The sequence below is a fragment of the Anabaena sp. CCY 9402-a genome (genome assembly GCF_963920945.1).
GTDB lineage: Bacteria > Cyanobacteriota > Cyanobacteriia > Cyanobacteriales > Nostocaceae > Trichormus > Trichormus minutissimus.
Map to the genome: position 1 here is coordinate 1 of NZ_CAWUDL010000045.1, position 24325 is coordinate 24325.

Consider the following 24325-nt stretch of genomic DNA (forward strand, 5'->3'; position numbering starts at 1 on the left):
AGATTCTTCGAGAGTTTGGTACAAACTATGTAATTAATTTTGTTTAGCTACTTACTGAATTAAAAGTAAGAAGTTAGACATGATTATTGATTTGGGAATACTGAAAATTAGGGTGATAAATTGCTGGAATATTTTGAATAATTCCTAGTTTTAATCTCTCTCCTAAATACAGTCTTTCCTGGTTTCTACTAATTATGAAAACTGCTCAAGTTACTTACGCAGGTCGGATTAACGTTGAAAGAGGTGATAACCCTAGAGAGTTATATGCCCATCAAAATGAAGCAATCCAATTTTTGGATGACATCAATAAAAATCCCTTTGAAGGTTTGTTAGTTCTTCCCACAGGTGGCGGAAAAACATTGACCGCAGTTCACTGGCTACTACGTAATTTTATTAACAATCAGAAAAAGGTTCTATGGATTGCTCATCGTCATGAATTACTTGACCAAGCACTTGAAACTGTTAAACTTAGTGCTTATCCATCAGTGTTGAATAATGTATCAGGGTTTAGATTTCGCATCATCTCAGGTCATCCTAAACATGGAAGACCTGTACACATTGAACCAAGTGATGACATTATCATTGCCAGCAAAGATAGTCTAAACAGTGGTCTTGAACACTTGTTAAATAACTGGGTTCGTCATTTACCAGAAGTGCTTTTAGTAGTAGATGAGGCGCACCATGCAACAGCTAAAACCTACCGTAAACTAATTAATGCGGTTAAAGATGAGATGAAATCACGAGGTCATGAAAATGGCTTTAGAATGCTAGGTTTGACAGCTACCCCTTTCCGCACAGATGAGGGGGAGCAGGGGTTACTAAAATTAGTTTTTCCAGGTGACATAATTTTCAAAGAAGACCTAAGAAATCTAATTAATAAAGGAATACTTGCTGAACCTATTTTTGAAAACCTAGAAACAAAGATACCTATAAAGAAAAAATTGACAGCAAGGGACATCAAAACTATTGAGGACTTTGACAAACTGCCAAAAGATGTCGCTGAACAGATTGCTAAGTCTTATGAACGAAACAGGATAATTGTTAGTCATTATCTTAACAATCGGAAAAAATATAAACCTCTTCTAATTTTTGCGATTGATGTCATACACGCAATTGCGTTGAACAAACTGTTTAGAGATGAAGGGATTAATTCCGATTACGTGGTTGCCGCAGTTAAAGATGCAAACACAGGTGCTTCAATTGATGTAAAAAATAATAAAGAGAAAATACAAAAATTCAGGAATGGAGAACTTGAAGTATTAATTAACGTAGAAATATTAACTGAGGGAACAGATTTACCTAACGTACAAACTGTTTTCCTCACACGACCTACTGCATCTACAATATTAATGACACAAATGATAGGTCGAGCTTTACGTGGTCAAAAAGCAGGTGGCACGGAAAAAGCTTATGTAATCAGCTTTATTGATGAATGGGAAGACAAAATTAACTGGGTTAATCCAGAAAAGCTTCATGTGGGAGAAGGGGATTTTCGTCCTGATGGGACACTTCCATCTAATAATAGAACGGCTAGGCTTATATCTATTGAGATGATAGAGGAATTCACTCGTATCATGGATGAATCAATTGATACCACTGGGCTAGAAGCTCTAGAGTTTTTAAAGAGAGTTCCTATCGGAATTTATCGTTTTTCTATTCTCGAAACGGCTCAAGAATCTGAAGCATTTGAGCCTATTCCTAGAAATTATGAGGTGTTATTATATGACGACACAGAAGAAACATACGATAACTTTGTAAATGATTTAAAAATTCTATTTCAAGGGATTGATTTAAAAGACAGAGAAATATTAACTAAAGCAGAACTTGAATATCTATTGCAAACTGCAAAGCAAATTTATTTCCCTAACTGCCAAACTTTACTGGGCTACAGAGATGAAGATGTAGAAAATATCTTGCGTTTCTATGCGCACACTGGAGAAAAACCAGAATTTCTAGCATTCAGCGAGAGAAGAAAATGTGATTTATCTATCGTAGCAAGGCATATTTACGATAATTCTTTAGGTGGTAGAGCAAAATCTGACTATATTGACTCTCTCTGGAATGATCGGAAGTCTTTTTGGCAAGTTTTATTTAGTTACAACAAGCTATATTTTAGGAAGCAATTGGATATTGAAACCCTTAAAATTGAAGGGTTATATCCTAATATTGAAGTATCAATACCAACTGTAATTCATGATAATGTGCCAATAGAGAAATTAACTCTATATGAAATTAAAGAGCGCGATATTGATGAATACATGAAAATTAAAAAAGCTGTGTTTGCAAAACATACAGATGCAAAAGGCTTTATAACTTGTGCAATTACTAGATTTAGAAGCCAGATGAGACGAGATTTCCAAATTGATCACATTAAACCCATGTCTGAAGGTGGTTTAACCACAGTCAATAATCTACAAGTTCTATCACGTAAAGCCCATACAAAGAAGACAGCTTCAGAGAATACAAAGCGATAATCCTTATTCCTCACTTCTTGTAAAAGTCAATAATTGAGAATATTCTCAAATGCACCAAAAAAAACTCCATCTTCAATGAGATGGAGTTTTGACGTATTAGAGATAAGGAAAATCTGATGTTGATTTTAATTCGCAGTCCGTTTTTGCTGTTTCAGGATGAATATAGCGGCCGCACCAATAGCTAAAATCCAGCCGCCGGAAGGTTCGGGGATGCTGGTGCTGGTTTTCAAGGGATTATTGGGTTTGGTGAGGGTTTCTTTACCATCTTCTATTTTGCGGTCAAAGCGATCGCTAGCGGCTTCGGCTTCTTTAAGTAACCGTCTTTGTTCATCGTTGACTAATACCAACATAGAAGAGTATGGACTAACAATCTCATACTTTTTGGCGATCGCGTGAATTGCATCTAAGCTTTTGAGATTGTCTAACTTGATTTGTTTACTCAAGCTTAAAATTAATTGTCGGGCGGCTAATGGTTGTAAACCTGCTGGCTGTTGAGGGTTATTTACCTCTGCGGTATCAGTTTTTTGCAGATACCACGCATAATTATCTACTACACTCACAACAGAGTCACCTAACGCTGATTTCGTAGCAATTCGTTGCAATACCTCTGCAATATCTTCCGAGACTCCACCGCCAGTATCTTGGATCGATTTGATCATCCCATCGTTGTAGGCTGCGGGTAATCCACCTAAATGCACCATCCATAGAGGCGCAGGTGAGGCAACTACAATCTTATTCTTACGGGATAACTCATAACTCCCCTCATCACTAATGAGTAATACTGCATCATAGGCTGTGTCACCGCGCAGTTGATTAAACTGTTCCAACATTTGTTGGGGTTGAAGTGTACCGTAAAAGGTAGTTTTTTCTGATTGGAATTGTTGGATATCATCTAGCCGTTGGGGTGCTGCACCCTTAGCGACACTGATGTATAAATCAGCATCATTATTAGTTAAATCCTTGTCTGCAAAGCCATGCTGTTTTAACCAATCCCAAGTTTGTGCTAATTCCTTGGTATGACTACCCATACTGCGGGAAGTATCCAAAACTAAGGCGATGCGTTGGGTTTTGGGTAAAGCATAATCTTTTGGGGATAAAGGCTTGGCGATAATGCGATCGCCATTTTCTAAGTTCACTTCATGGAGTGCAGGCTGTACTTTACTACTGGCGGGGACAAATTCTTCTAACCAATCATCCTGTTTAAAGTTGATAGCTTTACCGTTACGGGTACGTTTAGTATCCTGACTCCAGAAAATATTGCGTTTTTCCCCTAAATCTGGCATCGCCCAACCTTGATCTTTACCCATCACCTTGTAAGTTAGCCATAGGTGCATTTCCGTGGGGCGAGGTGGTTGTCCTTGGATTTGTAGCACATTATTGGGAGGGATGGGAAAAGCCCTCAAGCGATAATGTCTTGGCCCTACTTGTTCCAGTAAAGCAGGATCTACAGGGCGTTCTCTTCGCACCTGGGAATTGTAAACTTTTTGGGCAGCACCGCGAGGAGAAACAGTGAAAGGGAAACGTTGGGATAGTTTGTTAGTATCTCCCAACCATAATCCGGTAATTACAGCACTTTCTGGTAAAGAAAAGGAGTAAAAAACTTCTTGAACTTCTCGAGTTTGGTTTTTGTAAACTTCGTATAACTCCACATCAGCCCAATCACCATCTTCTTTAACTGTGACTTGTTGTGATGCTAACCAAACTTTTTTCTCGTTGATATTTAATAAACCAGCCTTAACTTCTTGCTGGTTAAAAGTAGATTGTACAGCATGACTAACTGCTGCTTTTTCTGCTTTTTGTAGTGGGGTATCAAAAAATTCTGCATAAAGTTTTTCGGCTTTTTCAGCATCTTTTTCTGAACCTTGATATAAAAATGGTGACATCAAGAAGTTATAGCCATTTTGGATGTTATTAGCTACTGATTTGTCTAAGCCTAGTACCTGCCGATACATGGCACTGATATGATTATTTTCTTCTCTACTACTGAGATAGCGATAAGAAGATAAATAAGCGTTGACTAAACCATCGCGAATTTCGTTTGATTTAGCTAAAATGGTTTGGCGATTGCGCTCATTATTAGAAGAATTAGCTAATAGAGAAAAAGCCAAAACTTGAGGCTGTTGTTGTAGAGATATAAAGGTGATAAAAAAAGCAATTACAACAGCACTAGCACCGACTAAAGTCTTTTTATTTCCGTAATCTCTAGCAAAAGCTTGTAAAATTCTAGAGCCAGAATTCACATACATCGCTGCTAGTGCGGAAGGCATGAAAATAAACAAAGTGGCACTAAAGGCAAAGAGAAGTAACCAAAGAGCTACTAACCATAAACTACCAATTAACGAAAAATCAGTCAATAAATACCATAAACCTTTTAACCATTCAAATTTAACAAACTCCTGCACCAAAAACGCTGCTAAAGGCAAGGCATAAAATAGTAAGATTACACCTGCATAAATGCCGAATAGCAGCATTAAACTATGTGCTAGCATTTGCACCCATTGCAGAGCATTTTTTCGTCTAGAAGCATACCCAAAAAATAATTCTCCGCAAAATGCTGCAATACATATACCAATTGTGGCGATAATCTGGGTACTAGCGGGTGTCAATTCCCGAATGACAAACAACCGCAACAAACACAAAACAAATAGTGGTGCTTCTACCCCATAAAATAAGCGGATGAGTTGTAGGGGTTGTGTGATGAAAAACTTACCTCCAATAAGAGAAGAAATTGTTGGTATGGCGATTAAGGTAACTAGAGTTAGAGAAAATTCTGCGGGGATATCACCCTGTAAGGTGGCTTGGAATAATGGTACAGCTATCCAAGGCATTATCCCGAAATAGACAAACATTAAAAATGTTAAGTTCCACAGCCAAAATATGGCGTAAAAGGTAGTATTCCAAAAAATCTTCACAGCTTGATACCCTCCTATTAGCAGTTATTAATGCTTCTACAGAATCCAGTTGTCACATTCCCAGTTTTGGATCGATAAATTAGATAAATGTTTACAGTGTTGTCAGAAAACAAGACTGTAACTTTATAGTTCCCAAAAGTTGGGGAGAGTGGAAATTTAAACGCAGTGGGGAAGAGAGGTAAGTGCGGAGGTACGCGGAGGGTTGACTACGAATTTCATGGAATGCGGAATGCTGTACTTACTTAATTAGCGATCGCCTCATGAGTTTGATTCACTATTGCTGCGTCATACTCCAACAAAACACCCACAGACGCATCTGAATCATGGGTTTGTGATCAAGCTTTGCTGTTAGACTGCAAGGGATAAGGGGAATCATAGAATCAACAAAAGTCCTTTTAGGTAGTGAAGATTCTATGCTGAAAATTAAGTTAGGAATTGGGCAAAGGATTAGTCTAGGATATGCTATTACCCTAGGTATTGCTGTTTCTGGAACGGTGGCTGGTTTTGGTATTGGTCGTCACTATTACCAACAAGCTAGCGAAAGGAAACAACACACCCGCAATGAAATTGAATTACTGCATCGCTTGCAAGCTGGTGTTCTTCAGGCGCGTACCCATCAACAACAACTCATTCCCTTAGTCAAAAACCCAGAAAGTTATAATGAGGAATATGCTCATTTGCTGCACCATGAATCTGAAATAAAAAGTCATTGGGCTGAGTTAAAGGCTTTTGTGAAGATAAAGTCTAAACCTGCGGGAGACATAAACCTTACAGAAATACCAAAATTTTTGCAAACTTATAATGATATTCCACAACAGTATTTTCAAGAACTAGAATACCGGAGAAAGCAGATACAGACATTAAATTTGAATACACCAAAAGATATTGAACAAGCTCAAAAAATATTAATTGAATTTACAAATAGTGATTTAGCACTTAATTTTGATGGCATTTCTGATGATTTAGTAGATATTATTAAAAATTCTTATTTAACAACAAAGCAAACTAATGAATTGCATGAACAATCCACCAAATTATCTCAACAAATTGTTCTTACTAGTATTACCTTATCAGTGGGTATTTCAATTCTCTTAGCACTTTTTACTAGTCGAGCGATCGCTCGACCTATTCAAACATTAACTAATATAGCTAGACGTTCTACAGAAGAGTCGAATTTCAATTTACAAGTGAATATTGATAGTAATGATGAAATTGGTGTGCTTGGCAACTCTCTCAATCAATTAATTGCTACAGTTAAACAACTATTAAACCAGCAACAGGCAGCGAACGAACAACTAGCAGCTTATAACGAAACTCTAGAACATAAGGTAGAGACAAGAACCGAAGAACTCAGCGAGAAAAATATCCGTTTGCAACAACTACTAGAGGAATTACAACGTACTCAATTGCAAATGGTGCAAAGCGAAAAAATGTCTGCTTTGGGGCAAATGGTAGCAGGGATAGCCCACGAAATTAATAATCCAGTTAACTTTATCCACGGCAATTTGGCTCATGTCCAAGAATATGCCGGAAATCTCTTAAATTTTGTACAATTGTACCAAAAATATTACCCTGAACCAGTATCAGAAATAGTAGATGAAGCAGAAAATATCGAACTGGAATTTATCCAGGAAGATTTACCAAAAATGTTGGATTCAATGAAAATTGGTACAGATCGGATTCGCCGGATTGTGCTGTCATTAAGGAACTTCTCTCGTCTTGATGAATCAGCATTCAAAGCGGTAGATATTCATGAAGGTATTGATAGCACTTTGCTGATTTTACAACATCGCTTGAAAGATACACCAGAATACCCCGCTATTCAAGTCATTAAAAATTATGGTAATTTACCTTTGATAGAGTGTTATCCTGGGCAACTCAATCAGGTATTTATGAATATTTTAGTCAATGCTATTGATGCTCTAGAAGAACAACAAAGTAGGCAACAAAAGAATCAGATTACTATTAGTACATCCATTAAAGATGCTCAGTGGGTGCAAATTGCGATCGCTGATAACGGTTCTGGTATCCCTGAAGATGTTCAAAGCAAAATTTTTCAGCCATTTTTTACTACGAAGCCATCCGGTAAAGGTACAGGAATGGGAATGTCTATCAGCCTGCAAATTATTACCGAAAAACACGGGGGGAAATTAGATTGTTTCTCTACTATTGGTCAGGGAACAGAGTTTATTATTCAGATTCCTGTAAGCCAAAATTTCACACTTGCTACCGTTAAGGAATGCTAAGTAATATAAATTCAATAATTTATCTAAGCTAAACGCTGAACGATAGGAATTTCAATGACAAATTCTATGCCTTTTGGTTGATTAGAATTACAATATAGCTTTCCAGAATGTTTCTCCACAATAATCTGGTAACTAATCGATAATCCTAGTCCTGTACCCTGACCCACAGGCTTAGTAGTAAAAAATGGATCAAACAATTTGTCACGAATATTTTCTGGAATACCTATACCATTATCAATAATCCGAATTTGTATCCAAGATTCATTTAGTTGATAAGTGCAAATACGAATTGCAGAAGGGTTATTTTTAATTTCATCACTTGTACGTTGCAAGTTATATTCATGTAAAGCATCTATGGCATTAGCCAGAATATTCATAAATACCTGATTCAGTAAACCAGGGTAACATTCAACCAATGGTAATAAAGCATATTCTTTGATTATCGAAATTTCTGGATTTTTGTCCATAGCTTTCAGACGATGAGATAAAATCATCAAAGTACCATCAATACCTTCATCAATATCTACTGCTTTGATTTCCGCTTCATCCAGACGAGAAAAATTACGCAGAGATTTAACAATTTTCTCAACTCTGTCAGTACCAATTTCTATAGATTTAAGGATTTTGATAAAATCTTCTTGAACAAATTCTAAATCCATCTCTTTGATTTGGGATTGAATATGATCTGGAGGTTGGGGATAATATAGCTGATAATTATGTATAAGCTTTAATATGTTAGATGAATATTCTTTTACATAGTCAATATTGCATTTAACAAAAGTGATTGGATTATTGATTTCATGGGCAATCCCAGCTACCATCTCACCTAATGAAGACATTTTTTCTGTCTGAATTAATTGGATTTGTGCTTGTTGTAATCTTTGTAATGTTTGAGTGAGTTGAGTATTTTTATTTTGCAATTCTTTGGCTCTTTTTTCTACACGCACTTCTAATTCATGATTGATATTTGTTAATGCTTTTTGAGCAATTTTACTAGATTTTAAATAGTTCTTTAATAAACGCAAAACTAATAACCATGAAGGGATAAGGAAAGCTAAACTAATAAAGGAAGCACAAATTGACCATAATAAATATCGGCGATATTGGAATATTCTATTATATATCTGAAGAGAAATATTTTTATTTATTCTATCAACTCCTGATGCGTATTTTTGCTTCTCTAATTCGTATTTTTGACTTAGCAAAAGGGATTTAGCTGCTAGTTTTTGACCTGTTCTAACTAAATCAAAAGATTTATATTCCATTGCCACCAAACGCTGATTCGCAGCATCAGTCTCTTGTGCATCTTGATTATTATAAGCTTGGGGAGCAAGTTTAATTGATTCTTTAATGGCTGCATCTAGTAAAGGTTCAAATTTACGATATCTTATTTCCCAAATGGAATCACCTGTAGCAGCATTCATGCGGGCTGACATCGTAAGAACTTCATCATAATAAGTAATTTTTTCATTCAAACTTCGTAGTTTTAATTCGTTTTCAAGAAGATTATTAAAATCATTATAAGCTCGCCAAGTAATCCATGTTTGAGGTAAAAATAAAACTAGAGCTAGAGTTAGTATAACAGTGATAGTAATTAACTGAGATGGAAGGAGTTTAAATGGAAGCCGAAATAATTTTAAACATATTGATTTAATATTTGTTTTTTGAAACATGATAAAAATCTATATTACTTTTCTAAAAATAGTGATTCTAGATGAATAGTTGTCAAAGGATTTAGGTTGAACTCATTATGAAGAAATGAATATAAATTCTATCTGCGATCGCATAAAAATCAAATTTTTCTAGGAATTGCAGTTACTACTTCCAAAGGAAGTATTATTATTGTTTAACCATAAATAATATTGTCTGTTTTAATAATTATACGCACCTCCGTATTTTTTCTTAATCTTGCGAGAAAGTTAAACAACAAGAATCAAGGAATAAAGGAAGAAACATCTTCTTAAATTATCTTTTCCATGAAAAACACAAGCAATTTTTATATAAAAATTATTAAAAATGTGAATTTTTAAGCTAGCAAAAGTAGTAAATAATGACATAGAACAACCCTTTCTCTCTTAACTCAAACTTATATCTGGCTGAGGATTCCAGAAACCATCGCGTTCTGGTAATAAGTTGTCATCAAAATTTTATTGGAAATGCGTCACTAGTTGCGGATTCCGTGTGCGTCAAGATGGTACAATCACCATAGTTGAAGGATCATCAAGCACTCAAGAAATTCACTTACTGCCTAGTAAGCAGACACTAATAATAAAAATGACGCACTCACCAAAATCAGGAAATGATCAGGAGTCAGCGAACCGTCGTTTATTAAATCTTCTCCTTTCAAGACGTACCAGCCTAGTTGTAGGAATTATTTTGCTCACTGGAATCGCATCTGGTACTTGGTGGGTAAGACAATATGTATACAACGATTTAGCCCCGTTAGTAGAAACAAATCTGGAGCAATTGCTGGGGCGACCGATAAAATTAGGTAAAATTGCAGCTTTTTCACTCTCTAGTCTGAGATTTAGCTCTCTATCGATACCAGCAACTTCTACAGATCAAGATTGGGTGAAAGCAGAGAGCGTTGATGTGCAGTTTTCACCCTTACAAATATTACTTACCCGAACATTACCATTAAATGTCACATTAGTTCAGCCCAAGGTCTACATCCAACAAGGTCAAGATGGTAGTTGGGTTACGGCTGATGTTAAGAGTGGAGAAGGTCAAGGTGCTATTCAAATTGAGTTACAAACACTCAAGCTTGTTGATGGAAATGTAGAGTTATTCCCAGCATCCACATCAATTAAGCCGAAAGGTTCTGTAGTTATAGATAAATTTAGTGGTATTGCGCGATTTTTACCTAAAAACACAGGGGTTGGTTATGAAATAAATGGTCAACTTACCAGAGGAGGTACAGTTAATATCTCTGGTGAAACAGAATTGAAAACACAAGCAACTAGCCTCAAGGTTGTAGCACAAAGTTTACAAGCATCTGATGTCAGTCGCCTAATTCAATTGCCAATTGTTTTACAAGCAGGACGTATAGATGCCGACTTAGGACTGAAAATCCTCTCCAATTCCGCAGATATAGTAATTACGGGGACAGCTACTCCTAGTGGGGTGACTGCTCAAATCCAAGATATTCCCCAACGGTTTACTAATACTAATGGTAACTTGATATTTAAAGGTCAGGCGATCGCTCTAGATAATCTCACGACCAACCTTGGTCAAGTACCCATCGTAGCAAATGGAACAGTTAATACACAAACAGGTTTTAACATCTCAGCCCAGGTAAAACCAGTCAGTGCGAAAAATATCTTAGACACGCTCAAAGTAGATTCACCAGTGATAGCTACTGGCGAAGTGCAAGCAGATATTAGGTTGCAGGGGACACTTCAGCAGCCAATTCTTAGCGGTACAGCCAGCAACACCAAACCAATTCAAGTTGACCGTGTTCAATTTAAAACCGTCAATACTGATTTTCGTTTAAGTATATCTGAAAATGTTTCCCGAATTGCTGTCTCAAATTTAACACTAGTCCCCGCCGCAGGTGGTGAAATTACAGGAAGCGGTGAAGCTACTCTGGGTGATCAAGTAAATTTTAAGATTCAAGCAGCCGATATATCCGGGGATATACTAGCACGTAGCTATGGCTTGACTCCTCCCATCAACGTGGGTAATGTCTCAGCAGAAGCAGAAATTACTGGCTCATTAGATAAACAATCTTTGGCACTGAACATTTCTAGTGTAGAGGTGAAGCCGCCAGCCGGGGGACAAATCGTGGGGAGTGGTCAAGTTCAGCTAGCACCCCAAGGGAATGTATTATTCAATATTAAAGCCCAAAATTTACCAGGGGATGCGATCGCTAAAACCAACACCCCTGGAGCTACAATCAAAGTCGGCTCTATATCAGCCAATGCGAGAATTTCCGGTACTCTTGGCAATCTGCGGACAGTAGCACAACTGCAAGCACCTACCGCTACCTATCCAACTACGGGGCGAGTTGTGATTACTCAACAAGGGCAGAATATCCTATTGCCAAGTGCTGTTTTTAACGTAGTAGGTGGTACAATTACAGCCAATGGTCAGCTGACTCAACAACGCTGGCAAGCTGCTGTCAATGCCCAAAGTTTACAATTAAATCGTTTTCAGGAGATACCACCACAGTTTCAGGGAGTTGTAAATAGTGCATCAGTAAATTTGTCAGGAAGCACTACGGCTTTTCAACCTGCAAATATTCAAGCTACAGGAGAGGCCAGCTTGAGTTTAGCAGGAGGTGGCGTTAATCTGAGAGACATTAACCTCAATGCTGGTCGCTGGCAAGCCGTTGTCAACGCTGACCAAATACAACTCAACCGTTTCTCACCACAACTCCAAGGACGGCTGAACAGCGATATCAAATTGACAGGGACAACAGAGTCTTTCGAGGTTGCAGATATTCGCGCAGCCGGACAAATCCGCGCTTCCCAAGTCGTACCCCAGTTAGCGCAACCGCTAACAGCCCAATTTCAGTGGAATGGACAGCAGATTATAGTCCAACGTGCGAGTATTCCAGGATTTAGTGCTAGTGGTGCGATCGCTGTACAATTACCCCAGACGGGTACACCCCAAATTACTGGGTTTAATTTAAATGTCCTAGCAGAGAATTTTAACCTGCAAAACACTGGCTTGCAAGTCCCTGGAGATATAGCAATAGCAGGGTTACTTGATTTTAATGGGCAAGTGACAGGGACTCTGGAAACTCCCAAGGCTACTGGTAATATCAGGTTGCGGAATTTCAATGTCGGTAACTTAGCATTTGACCCAGTTTTAACTGGAGACGTGAATTTTCAAGGAGGACAAGGAGCAAGACTGCAACTTGCAGGGAGACAAGACAAAATAGCAGTTAATCTGGGCGCAGATTATCTCCCCACCTCATTTTTACTCAAGCGCGGACAGGCGATTAGCACAGGTAGAATCGTAGCAGATAACTTAATTGTCAACGCCCAACAGTTTCCTATAGCTCTGGTTGGTGGCTTTTTACCTGACAATCGCTTGAAACCTCTAGGGGGAGAACTATCGGGAAATTTAGTTGTTAACCTGAATAATTATGCAGCAAGTGGAGACATAGAGATAATTAAACCCCGTGTTGCTAGAGTCTCAGCAGAAGAATTTCGAGCTAATATCAACTATGCCGATGGGACTGCTAGCTTAACTAATGGTCTATTGCGGTTAGGAAACAGCAGCATAGCTCTCAGTGGAAATTTGCAAACCGGTAATGACCCCAAATTTCAAGTACAAGCTGATTTAGAGCCAACTAAAATTGAGCAAATCTTGCAAGCATTTAATATCTTCGACCTCCAAGACCTTGGTAGTGGGTTGGAGTCTCCAACGTTAGCCGGAGCAGAGGTACTCGACACTACACCTGTGAGTTTACCGAATGCAGACTTGCAAACACAGTTAGAGTATTTTTCCCAAATTGAAACATCGGTAGCACAACAACAGCAGCAAGAGAAAGAACAAGCAACCTCTTTACCTACCCTTGCAGAATTAACAGGTGCTTTGAGTGGGGGAATTACAGCCAGTGGTTCATTAAAATCTGGTTTGAATGTCGGCTTTAATTTCCAGGGTAATAACTGGCGATGGGGTGAATATTCGATTAATCAAGTCACAGCTAAAGGTAATTTTGCAGATGGTGTAGTTACACTCTCACCATTAAGTCTGGGGATAAATCAAGGATTAATCGCTTTTTCTGGACAGTTAGGAACAGAACAACTATCTGGAAACTTAAATGTAGCAAGTTTACCCCTGTCACTTTTACAGCCTTTTATCGAGCAATACCCTGTAGATGTCACAGGTCAAGTCAATGCTGTAGCTAACTTGCAAGGTAGTTTAAATGACCCTAAAGTTAATGGTGAAGTTTCGTTAGCTAATGCCACTGTAAATCAGCAACCTGTGCAAACAGGACAGGTAAAATTTAATTACAACAATGCTCGTCTGGGTTTTGATAGCACCTTGTTATTGACTGGGACACAACCCCTATCAATTACAGGTAGCGTACCTGCACCGCTACCTTTTGCGGCAGTGCCATCAGATAATAATCAACTCAGTGTCAACGCCAGTTTGAATAATGAAGGATTGGCACTGTTAAATGTATTTACCAATAATCAAGTTAGTTGGGTAGATGGTGAAGGCCAAGTAGATGTTAATGTTCAGGGTACGTTAAAAGAGCCAATTATCAATGGAACTACCAGAGTTAATAATGCTACTATTCGCGCTCAAGCTTTATCCGAACCCCTCACAAATGTCACAGGAACACTGCTATTTGATGGTAGTACGCTAAATGTAGAGGGTATTCAAGCCAATTATAATCAAGGGCTAGTAGCTGTCACAGGAATTTTACCTATTTTTACTCCTCAGCCAGACGCATCCAATCCCCTAACCGTATCTATAGAAGAACAACTAGATTTTCAAGTTCCAGGATTGTATCAAGGTGATGTTAGCGGTAATGCCGTAATTCGGGGAACAGCACTAAAACCTGTAATTGGTGGAGAGATAGAACTGAGTGATGGTCAAGTCATTATTGGCAAATCTGCGGCTGATAGCTCAAACCCAGCAAACACGACTGCAACTACACCAGAGCCTACTTCTATTACTCTCAATACACCAGAGGCTAGCAGTAATCCAGTTACAACAGAGGTTAGCACTACACCCAACTTACCTATAGAGTTTGCAGATTTACGATTGGTTCTGGGGGACGATATTCGGGTTACAACTGAGTCTCTACTCAGCTCCATACCAGGAGCATCGGCATTTAGTCAACCTGTACTGAGCTTTGATGCTAAAGGCGACCTGACTATCAACGGTACTCTAGCCAAGCCCCTCCCTCAAGGAGTCATCCGTTTGACAGGAGGACGAATCAGCTTATTTTCTACAGAGTTTACCTTGGCGCGGGGCTATGAACAAACAGCGACGTTTACTCCCAGCCAAGGACTTGACCCTAGCTTAGATGTCCGACTGGTGGCAATTGTATCTGAGACATCGGCAACAGGTAGTCAAATCTTAGAATCACCTTTGTCTTCGGAAATTAGCGATATTTCCGCTAACAACTTTGGGACTTTACGTACCGTTCGCGTCCAAGCAAGGGCGACAGGTAAGGCCAGTGAATTAGCAGACAATTTGGAATTGACGAGTGAACCTCGCCGAAGTCAGGGAGAAATTGTTGGTTTGTTGGGTGGCTCGATTCTTAATTCTCTCAGTCAGCCAGGAGATTTAACACAAGGATTGACTAATTTCGCCGGCTCTACTGTTTTAGGTGGTTTGCAAGGAACTATCACTGCTATCGGACAGGCGGTTGGCTTTAACGAATTTCGGATATTTCCTACCCCTGCTACTAGTCAAGAATCAACTACATCTTCAGTTCTCAACTTGTCAGCAGAGGGTGTGTTTAACGTCAACCGTAACTTATCTGTCTCCTTATCACGCGCTTTTGCTACCAATGAGTCTTTCCGTTACAATGTGCTTTATCGTCTCAATGACGAAATTCTTGTACGTGGCGCGACTAATTTGGGAAATGAAAATCTATTCTTATTTGAATATGAAGCCAGATTTTAGCATCAGTAGCATTAACAATTCAAAATTCAAAATACTCTACGAGAAGCAAGCTACAAAATTAAAGACAGTTGGAGTCGAGGATTTAAACCCCAACTCAACTAATACTACGTGTAGACGTAAGTAAGTCAGTGGTAATAAACCCAACTATGTTAAGTAATGTAAGGTTCTTGTGATCGAGTTCGTAGTAAGGACTTTAGTCCGAAAAGAAGGACTAAAGTCCTTACTACAAACCTTTGATTATTTACGCCGTTCTACTTAGGGGTCTTAAACTCTTGAATTTACGATAATATTTGATATCCAATACTTTAATTTAAAGAATTTGATACACTAGCTTAAATTTAAAAATATCCAAGCTGGTGGCTTTGGGCTGATAAATAAACTATGAGTAAAGAGTTATTTTGTATCGAAAATTTGCGTGTCGCCTATCCGCAGCGTAACGGGGAAGAACTACAGTGGGCAGTTGATGACGTATCTTTTACCTTACAACCTGGTGAAAAAATGGGGTTAGTTGGTGAATCGGGTTGTGGTAAGTCTACCTTGGGACGGGCGGCAATGCGTCTGCTACCAGCCTCTAGTCAAGTGGAAGGGCGGGTAACGTTTCAAGGAGAATCGGTATTTGATTTAACACCAACCCAATTGCGGAAATTTCGGGGAGAAGCGGTAGCATTAATTTTCCAAGATCCGATGACGCGGCTTGATCCTCTGATGACGATTGGGAATCATTGCATCGAAACTTTGCAAGCGCACTTACCAGAGTTATCAGCCAAGGAAGCGAAGGAACAAGCACTGGCTACTTTAGAGAAGGTGAATATTCCCGCTAGTCGGTGGAATCAGTACCCCCATGAGTTTAGCGGCGGGATGCGTCAACGGGTAGCGATCGCATTAGCTTTACTTCTTAATCCTAAATTAATTGTCGCAGACGAACCTACCACTAGCTTAGATGTCACTGTCTCCGCCCAGATTTTACAAGAATTAACCCGCCTTTGTAGTCAGGAAAATATGGCACTGCTGCTAATTTCTCACGATTTGGCAATGGTGGCGGAATATTGCGATCGCATTGGGGTAATGTACCAAGGCAAAATGGTAGAAATGGGTTATACAGATACTGTCTTTAAGAATCCCCAACATGAATATACGCGATCGCTTTTGCAAGCAGCGTTACACATTCAATCCGTTGATGAGGTGGGGACTGGCGACTGGGGACTGGGGAACTCGGGGCCCCCTCTGGGGATAAGGGGTAATGGAGAAAATCACACTCAATCCCCAATCCTGCGAGTAACGGAACTTAAGCAGTATTACACTATCGAACCTAACTTTATAGAACGACTGTTTAAGGCGGAAAGTCAAACTATTAAGGCTGTAGATGGGATTAATCTGGAATTGTATCCAGGGGAAATTCTGGGATTAGTGGGTGAATCTGGATGTGGTAAAAGTACACTATCGCGGACAATATTACAGTTAATTCGTCCGACATCTGGGAAAGTAGAGTTTTTAGGACAAGATTTAACTAAGCTGTCCCGTTCAGAAATTCGTGCTTCCCGGCGACAAATCCAAATGGTGTTTCAAGATCCTCATGCTTGTCTTAACCCAGCTATGACGGTGGGACAAAGTATAGGCGATCCTTTATTAATTCATCATCTAGCTGATGCAGCTAAAGCCAAAGAACAGGTGTTATGGATGTTGGAGAAAGTCGGCTTAACACCAACGGAATTATATTATCAACGTTATCCATCAGACTTGTCTGGGGGACAGCAGCAACGGGTAGCGATCGCGCGGGCTTTAATTACTCGTCCTAAACTATTAATCTGCGACGAACCCGTGAGTATGTTAGATGCGAGTGTACAGTCCCAAGTGCTGGAATTGATGTTGCAATTAAAAGATGAGTTTGAGTTGACCTATTTGTTTATTACTCATGACCTGTGGTTAGCGAGATTTTTGTGCGATCGTATAGCCGTGATGCACGGTGGTAAAATTGTCGAACTTGGCCCCACCAAACAAATATTTGCTAACCCACAACATCCCTACACCCAAACTCTCCTAGCTGCTGCTCCCCTACTAGCACGAGCTTAGAAAAATCAACCGCATTGCGCCAATAGTAGATCCAAGAGGAGTATATATTTCTAGTAGCCAATCGCTACGCGAACAACCACCTCACTCCCTGAACAATCTGACGGTTGATATTGGTGGATAGGTGTTTCGTCGTCGTCTGGTCATTCATCCCCCGCTCGGCGTAGCCCCAGACGTGAGGCTTCTGCCCGTTTCAACGAAATCCTTTGTGGGCAAGCTTTTCAAGACTTAACGGAAAAATTGATTTTGAGGATTTAGTGAATGGCGGCGGTATGATTGTGCGGGTTAATTTAAGCTTTGCCTAAGAAAGTTATCAGTCATAGAGATAACCCGTCTTAATCTGTCGGAACTCAGTTTCACATTGCTTTAGCGAATTAGTACCACCAAAATCTAGGGCTAAGATTATATATTGACAATTATTATTGATAGTATTGATCTTTTCAATGGGTCATATAATAATTTTTTTAGGAAAATCGCCTGTAAAGCTTGATTTAGCAAGCATCTAGCCTGAAAAAAAGTTGGCACTACCGTTATAAATATCAACAAAGACTTGCATTAATATTGAATTTGAGTTTTAATTAAATTAATTGTCTCAAAAATTATCTAACTTGCAAAAGTTAAAAAGAGTTAGTAGGATAGCTACCTATTTTTCTCACTTATCTGTTAAAAAGTTGGAAAAATTGAGTAAGAGAACCTGTAATCCGGGCATTTCAAGCATAAGTAAATACTCACAGCGCAAGTAATAACCTAGCTAGTGAGATACATAATTCATAGAGTCTAACAAGATACTCTACCCCTAGATATCTATATTTTTTTAGAAAATTATTGAGAATCTTTATTGATAATATTTTTAAAGGTGTAGATCAGTTGCACAACATCTAAAAAAGGATTCGCACACAAAGTTTTAGTTAGAGGTAGCCAAGAAGAAAATCAAAAATTTTTAGTTAATAAAAAATTAACGGAACTACCTTTAGGAAGATTTGATCACAAAAATGTTAATTTTTTTATTATGCTGGTCACATATCTTTCTTTCAAAACTTTGAATACCCCCATTATGTAGATATAAATACACAGTTGATTATGCTTTGTGGAGATTATTTAGTAAAAAAGTTTAGCCAGTATGTTAGATCGAAAACTTCCTGAAAGCTAAATATTGAGTCTTCTGTACTAGATAAGATTAAACACTTTTCTACTTCTATTCTAGAATTATTCTTAATAGGGAAGACGTTTTTGAGAAATAATGCTATAAAGTGGCTACCAGGGTTTAATCAAATAATGGGGTTAGTGTAAAAATTGTAGTTTCTACTACAACTAATTCCAGCAAAATATTGTCTATAAATATCGTTATTCAGTATAGATTAATGGATAGTTTTTTTTGTTCTGATTCTACACGCGAACTGGGAGAAGATGTTATTGGTAGTGCGACTGACTACCAAACTTATATTCTTGTTGAATGCCCTTTACCTTGGGTATCAAATGCCTTTAATTCTAAATGGGTTCCTCGTAATTTACAGATTTTGGTAGAAGAGGTTAAGCAAGCTAAATTATCAATCAGATTTCTCTTAATTGCTAATGATTTAACCCACAAAGTAGAACATACAACTCTTTTGATTTATCAAAAACAAGAAGGATTGAGTTCTGGATATATTAAGCATGAATTTAGAGTGCCACATATCGAGCAGGTAGCATCAGTTGTCAAAAAATGGTTATGGGGAAAAGTGCCTAGTTATGAAATAGATAACAGTATCAGTAGAGATATTTTAATATGTACCCACGGCAGTCATGATAAATGCTGTGCCAGATATGGTAATCCTTTTTATTTCTATGCTACAGATACTATTGCTAATTTAAACTTGAAAAACGTGCGGATCTGGAGATCCAGTCATTTTGGTGGACATCGATTTGCGCCCACAGCTATAGACTTACCACAAGGTAGATATTATGGGTGTTTAGATGAGCATTCATTCCAGGCACTTTTGACACATACTGGTGATATTCAAGGCTTAAAGAAAGTGTATAGGGGCTGGGGAATTTTGCATCCTGCATTACAAGTTTTAGAGAGAGATTTAATGTTGAGTCAAGGATGGAATTGGTTTAACTATAAAGTAGCAGGTAAGATTTTAGAGCAAAGTTTAGACAACAATACAATTTTAGGTGAGCTAACTTTTAGCAACAAAAGTGATTCGCTGTACACCTACCAAGCTAAATTGATTAAGGATAATACCAAGACAATCACAGTCAAAAGTTCTTGTAATGCTACCCAAAGTTCAGTTTTTGTAAAATATACTGTAGCTGATCTCTGTTTAGTTGCTGAGAATGTGCTGACTTTTAGTAAATAAATTTTACTCTCTCTCTTAAAAGGGTTTCATCTACCAAGCATCGGTCTTTCAAATGCTTTAACAATTCAAAATTTAAAAGTAAATTGCGTCTCTACATAAGTGCTTTAGCAATTCCTTTTTCCCCTTGCCACCTGAAGCGAAAGGTATGAAGATTAACCCCAAATTCACCGCAAACAACGAATCGCTACAAGCAGACCTCTAGCTTTATTTAAAGTCTCCTCATATTCCTTTTCTGGTTCAGAATCAGCTACTAAACCTGCACCAGCTTGTACTGTGACTGTATTATCTCTAACTACCATCGTGCGAATTGCGATCGCACTATTTAATTGTCCTTCAAAATCGTAATAACCATACACTCCAGAATACACACCCCGGCGACTCGGTTCTAATTCATTGATAATTTCCATCGCCCGAATTTTCGGTGCGCCGCTAACTGTCCCCGCAGGGAAGCAAGCTTTTAATAAATCCCAGGCGGTTTTATTGGGTGCTAATTTACCTACCACATTACTCACAATGTGCATAACATGAGAATAACGCTCAACTACCATTAATTCATCAACTTTGACGCTACCACTTTCACAAACTCGCCCCAAATCATTTCGTCCTAAATCGACTAGCATGACGTGTTCAGCAATTTCTTTAGGGTCTTGCAATAAGTCTGTAGCAAAAGCTAAATCTTCCTGAGTTGTTTTACCCCGTGGACGTGTCCCCGCAATGGGACGGACGGTGGCTATGACCTCACCCTCTGCATCCCGTTCTGCTTTCACCATAACTTCGGGACTAGAACCAATAATTTGCCAGTCTTGGAAGTGAAAATACGCCATATAAGGCGAAGGATTAATTTGACGCAGGGAACGATAGAGAGAAAAGGGGTCGCCTGTGTATTGTGTAGAAAGACGCTGAGAAATGACGACTTGAAAGATATCACCAGCTTTGATGTAATCTTTTGCTTTTTGGACACTGGCGCAAAATTCTGGGCGGGTAAAATTGCTGCTATATTCTGGTGCTTCCCCGACCTTAGCTTGGCTGGGGGGTGTCCACTCCAAGATGGTTTTTTGTGGCGATAAGGGTAAAGATAACTTACTTACCATCTGGGTAACGCGATCGCACGCTTGTTGATATGCTGATTTTATATCTACTGCTGGATCACGTAAATCAGCATAGGCGATCGCCCAAATTTTCCGCTTTACTTGGTCAAATATCAATAGATGGTCTACCTGCATCCACAACCCATCCGGGATGTTGCGCTCATCTTGGGGATGCACTGGTACACGCGGCTCAATCCAACGAATTAACTCATAGCCCCAAAAGCCAAATAACCCCCCAATTCCTGGCGGTAATTCTGGTAGCTTGACTGGTTGAAAAGGCGCAAGACAGTTAGCTAAAGCTGTAAACGGGTCGCCTGCAAACAACACCTGAGAACCGTCGCGGTGTGTCTGGGTGGTAGTGTCGCCCCTGGCTTCTAAAATCCACAGTGGATCACAACCAACTAAACTATAACGCCCGATTTTTTCCCCACCTTCCACCGACTCCAGCAAAAAGCTGTAGGGCTGTCCTGCACAAAACTTGTACCAAGCGGAAACAGGTGTATCTAGGTCTGCTACCCATTCCTGATACACGGGGATGAAATTACCTTGTGCAGCTAGCTGAGAAAATTCAGAAAAATCGGGAAAAATCATAGGCATATTGGCGACAAATCAAGTCAAAAGTCAAAAGTCAAAAGTCAAAATTAAATAACTAGAGACAGAGGACTGGGGATTTTAGATTTCGGATTGAATAATCTAAAATCCACTCATTGCAAATCCACTCATTGAAAAGCTGTGGATTGGGGACTTGGCTAGTGCTGAGTAATGAGTACCGAGTGCTGAGTGAAGTTCTTAACTCAGCACTCAGCACTCAGGACTCAGCACTAATTTGTCCCCAGTACCTATTCCCTACGCATCATGGGTAGCTTTACCAGAAAACTTGAGTTGTGCAGGGCTGGGATTTTCCCCGATGCTGCGGGGAACGTGACGTACTATCTCACGACCAGGGTTCACTTTTTCTGGGAATACGCCATCAGCTGGGTGAATGAATGTGGTTTCACCACTGGGCAGAATCCGGTAAATTTTGTAGTCTGTGATTTTGAATTTACGGAGTTGACCGCCTAAAGCGATACCATATTCTTTCCGAGCTATGTACAACAAGTTTTGACCTTCGTGCATGGTAGCTGCACCACCGGTGGGTAGTTCAAAAACTTGAGCCTTGGGGCTAGTCCAAGTGATAGCGTATTTTTCTTCTACTTCTGCTTTGGTGAGCAAGCCACCAGTGCTGCCAGCAAAGAGTGGAGTTTTGCCAGAAAGTGTTTCTGCCATAAGGGATTCTCTCAACGTTTTTAGGGCATCGTAACACCGCTATCATGATCATATTGCGATCGCGTCACAGTCTGTAACAGTCTTTGGTGAGTGCTGAGTGCTGAGTGCTGAGTAATGAGTAATGAGTAATGAGTAATGAGTAGGTAGGCATTGTATTTTGCTCCCCCTGCTTCTACTGCTTCCCCTGCTTTCTTTTACCCCAGTACCCAGTCCCCAATCCCCAATCCCTATTTCCTATTCCCCACTTTCTTGACTTTCGGCTTCTTTTCCTCTTGGCTACCCTGAACAATGGGGATGGTGAAATGAAACTGACTGCCTTGATCTTTACCGCTTGACTCTGCCCAAATTTTCCCACCCCAACCGTTAACGATTTGGCGGCAAATAGCCAAACCTAGACCTGTCCCGCCCGCCGTGCGCCGTAATGCCCCTTCTTCTTGGTAGAAACGGTCAAAAACAATTTCTAGGCGATTAGGTTCAATGCCGCGCCCTGTATCAGTCACGGTGACTTCTACTACCATGCGATCGCTGTTGTAGTCGGCACTGATATGTATTTGACCTTGGGTGGGGGTAAATTTACAGGAGTTATCCACCAGTTTGGCTAAAACTTCCACTAACCAATCACCGTCAGCTCTCACTAGCGGTAAGTTTTCGGGAATGTCCGCCGTGATTTGGGGGGGTTTTTCGACTGTGGGACGCGTGCGAATACGGCTGAGTGATAAATCTACACATTCTTGTAAACTTAGGGATTCTGGATGCCATTCCACGCGACCGCTTTCTAGGTTAGAAAGGGTTAAGAAATCTTGTACTAGTTTTCGCATCCGTTCTGAGTCAGCCAAAGCCGTGTTAAGCATGACTTGCTGCAATTCCAGAGGCATATCTGGCTCAGTAGCGAGACTTTCAAGGCACACTTGAATGGTAGATAAAGGGGTGCGGAGTTCGTGGCCGGTGATGGCTATCAGGTTACTGCGGGTACGATCTAATGCTTCTAGCTGTTTATTGAGTTCTTCTAAGTTGGCGTAGGCTTCAGCCTGAATTAAAGCAGATCCAATGTGGGTAGCGATCGCCTCTACTAAATCCAGTTCCCCTTGTTGCCATTGGTGCGGCGGTAGAGAGCAATAATGTAGTTCCACAATCCCTAATAGCCGTCCTTGAAACAATACTGGTTCGATCAACCACGAACGCACGGCAAATTTTTTGATGATTGAGGATAGTGTGACTGAATTAGTGACACGAGAATCATTCAAGGTATCACTGACACAGACACCCTCACCATGATCTACCACTTCTTGAAATAGGGGATTACTATTTAACTCCCAGGTTTGCCCAGCAATAGATACCACCCCAGGCATTAAAAACTCATGTTCGATAGCAGCTTGAGCATCCGAGGCTTGAGCGCGGTAAATTAAACAACGACTTGCCCCTAAGTGTTGCCCTAGTTCTTGGGCAGCGATTTGTAGTACCTGATGGGGGTCTAGCGATCGCCGAATTGCTGTACTAATTGAGTTGACTAAGCGTTCTTTCCTCGCTTGGGCAGCGATGGAACGGTAAGCTTTATGCAGTTTGTACTGACTAGCTTGTAGGTAGGTAACTAGACGTTGGACAAAGGGGTCTGTGTCGATGTCACAAGCATATTCACTAATGACATTGGAGACGTAAGCTTTGCTATCTCCTATGCCAAATCTTTGCCGCGCTTTCTCAACTTTACCCGCTAAGTTTGGTCTATACACCGCAATCCTGTCTAATAGCAACTGCGCGGCTTTAATACTGACTCCCCGTTCTGATGTCCAAATTCCTTCAAATCGCCGCCCCGTATCCATATCCAAACTAGGAAGCCAATCAGGGACTTGCTGATTTTTAGCGATCGACCCCAAGCTTTCACGGCAAACTAAGCAAGTAGCATAGTTATCAGCAATTACTACCAAATGCCACTCTTGACTTAAAGCATCATCTGGCTCAAAGGCTACCTTTTCATAGTATTCGGAGCTATTAGCAAAATCAGTTTCCGGCGCAGACAATACGTATATTTGGTTACTTCGCTGCGCCAAACGCTGATAGCGATGAGCTTCTTGACGATAGAATCTCTCTCTCTGAAAGCTAGCAATTATTAGAGGCTTGTCTAAAGTCGCAGCCAACACCTGATCTTCCATTGCGTGGGAGAGGGCCGTTAATGAAGCTTTAAAGTATAGCTGGGGCCGCAGGTAAGGTAGGGACTGTAGCAGATCACTCAGCACGGAAGTCGAAATGCTCATGAATATCTTTTAAAAAGCCCAATCTGAACAAGATCCACGTCACAGCTGCATTTTACAAGTTACAGCTGAATCTCAATTTAAGTAGACA

General features: G+C 39.8%; 10 protein-coding genes. 5 read left to right on the forward strand and 5 right to left on the reverse strand.

Annotation, left to right across the window (positions count from 1 at the left end; translation table 11 throughout):
• Positions 1–194: 194 nt before the first annotated feature.
• Entirely contained in the window at positions 195–2474 is a 2280-nt protein-coding gene (locus ACM0OR_RS17170) for a DEAD/DEAH box helicase family protein (RefSeq protein WP_414577631.1), read from the forward strand.
• A 125-nt stretch (positions 2475–2599) separates the two neighbouring features.
• Here the strand turns inward: ACM0OR_RS17170 and ACM0OR_RS17175 are convergent, their stop codons facing one another.
• Positions 2600–5386 (reverse strand): TIGR02921 family PEP-CTERM protein, encoded by a 2787-nt coding sequence (locus ACM0OR_RS17175; RefSeq protein WP_414577633.1) that lies wholly within the window; start codon positions 5384–5386, stop codon positions 2600–2602.
• A 413-nt stretch (positions 5387–5799) separates the two neighbouring features.
• Here ACM0OR_RS17175 and ACM0OR_RS17180 point away from each other — a divergent pair, with 413 nt between their 5' ends.
• Positions 5800–7632 (forward strand): ATP-binding protein, encoded by a 1833-nt coding sequence (locus ACM0OR_RS17180; RefSeq protein WP_414577634.1) that lies wholly within the window; start codon positions 5800–5802, stop codon positions 7630–7632.
• 23 nt (positions 7633–7655) lie between these two features.
• Here the strand turns inward: ACM0OR_RS17180 and ACM0OR_RS17185 are convergent, their stop codons facing one another.
• Entirely contained in the window at positions 7656–9305 is a 1650-nt protein-coding gene (locus ACM0OR_RS17185) for a sensor histidine kinase (RefSeq protein WP_414577636.1), read from the reverse strand.
• 601 nt (positions 9306–9906) lie between these two features.
• Here ACM0OR_RS17185 and ACM0OR_RS17190 point away from each other — a divergent pair.
• From ACM0OR_RS17190 to ACM0OR_RS17200, 3 genes are all read left to right on the forward strand, one after another.
• Complete coding sequence (locus ACM0OR_RS17190) at positions 9907–15228, forward strand: translocation/assembly module TamB domain-containing protein (RefSeq protein WP_414577637.1); 5322 nt, start codon at positions 9907–9909, stop codon at positions 15226–15228.
• 381 nt (positions 15229–15609) lie between these two features.
• Positions 15610–17298 (forward strand): dipeptide ABC transporter ATP-binding protein, encoded by a 1689-nt coding sequence (locus ACM0OR_RS17195; protein WP_414577639.1) that lies wholly within the window; start codon positions 15610–15612, stop codon positions 17296–17298.
• A gap of 1358 nt (positions 17299–18656) precedes the next feature.
• Positions 18657–19634: a sucrase ferredoxin gene (locus tag ACM0OR_RS17200; protein ID WP_414577641.1), complete on the forward strand. Its 978-nt coding sequence runs from the start codon at positions 18657–18659 to the stop codon at positions 19632–19634.
• A 164-nt stretch (positions 19635–19798) separates the two neighbouring features.
• On the opposite strand, the gene trpE is transcribed toward ACM0OR_RS17200, so the two are convergent.
• From trpE to ACM0OR_RS17215, 3 genes are all read right to left on the reverse strand, one after another.
• A complete protein-coding gene (gene trpE / locus ACM0OR_RS17205; protein ID WP_414577680.1) occupies positions 19799–21313 on the reverse strand; it encodes an anthranilate synthase component I in 1515 nt (504 codons plus the stop codon).
• A gap of 255 nt (positions 21314–21568) precedes the next feature.
• Positions 21569–21988, reverse strand: coding sequence for a photosystem I reaction center subunit II PsaD (locus tag ACM0OR_RS17210; protein WP_414577643.1), 420 nt, complete (start codon positions 21986–21988; stop codon positions 21569–21571).
• A 227-nt stretch (positions 21989–22215) separates the two neighbouring features.
• Positions 22216–24237 (reverse strand): DICT sensory domain-containing protein, encoded by a 2022-nt coding sequence (locus ACM0OR_RS17215; protein WP_414577645.1) that lies wholly within the window; start codon positions 24235–24237, stop codon positions 22216–22218.
• Positions 24238–24325: the final 88 nt, after the last annotated feature.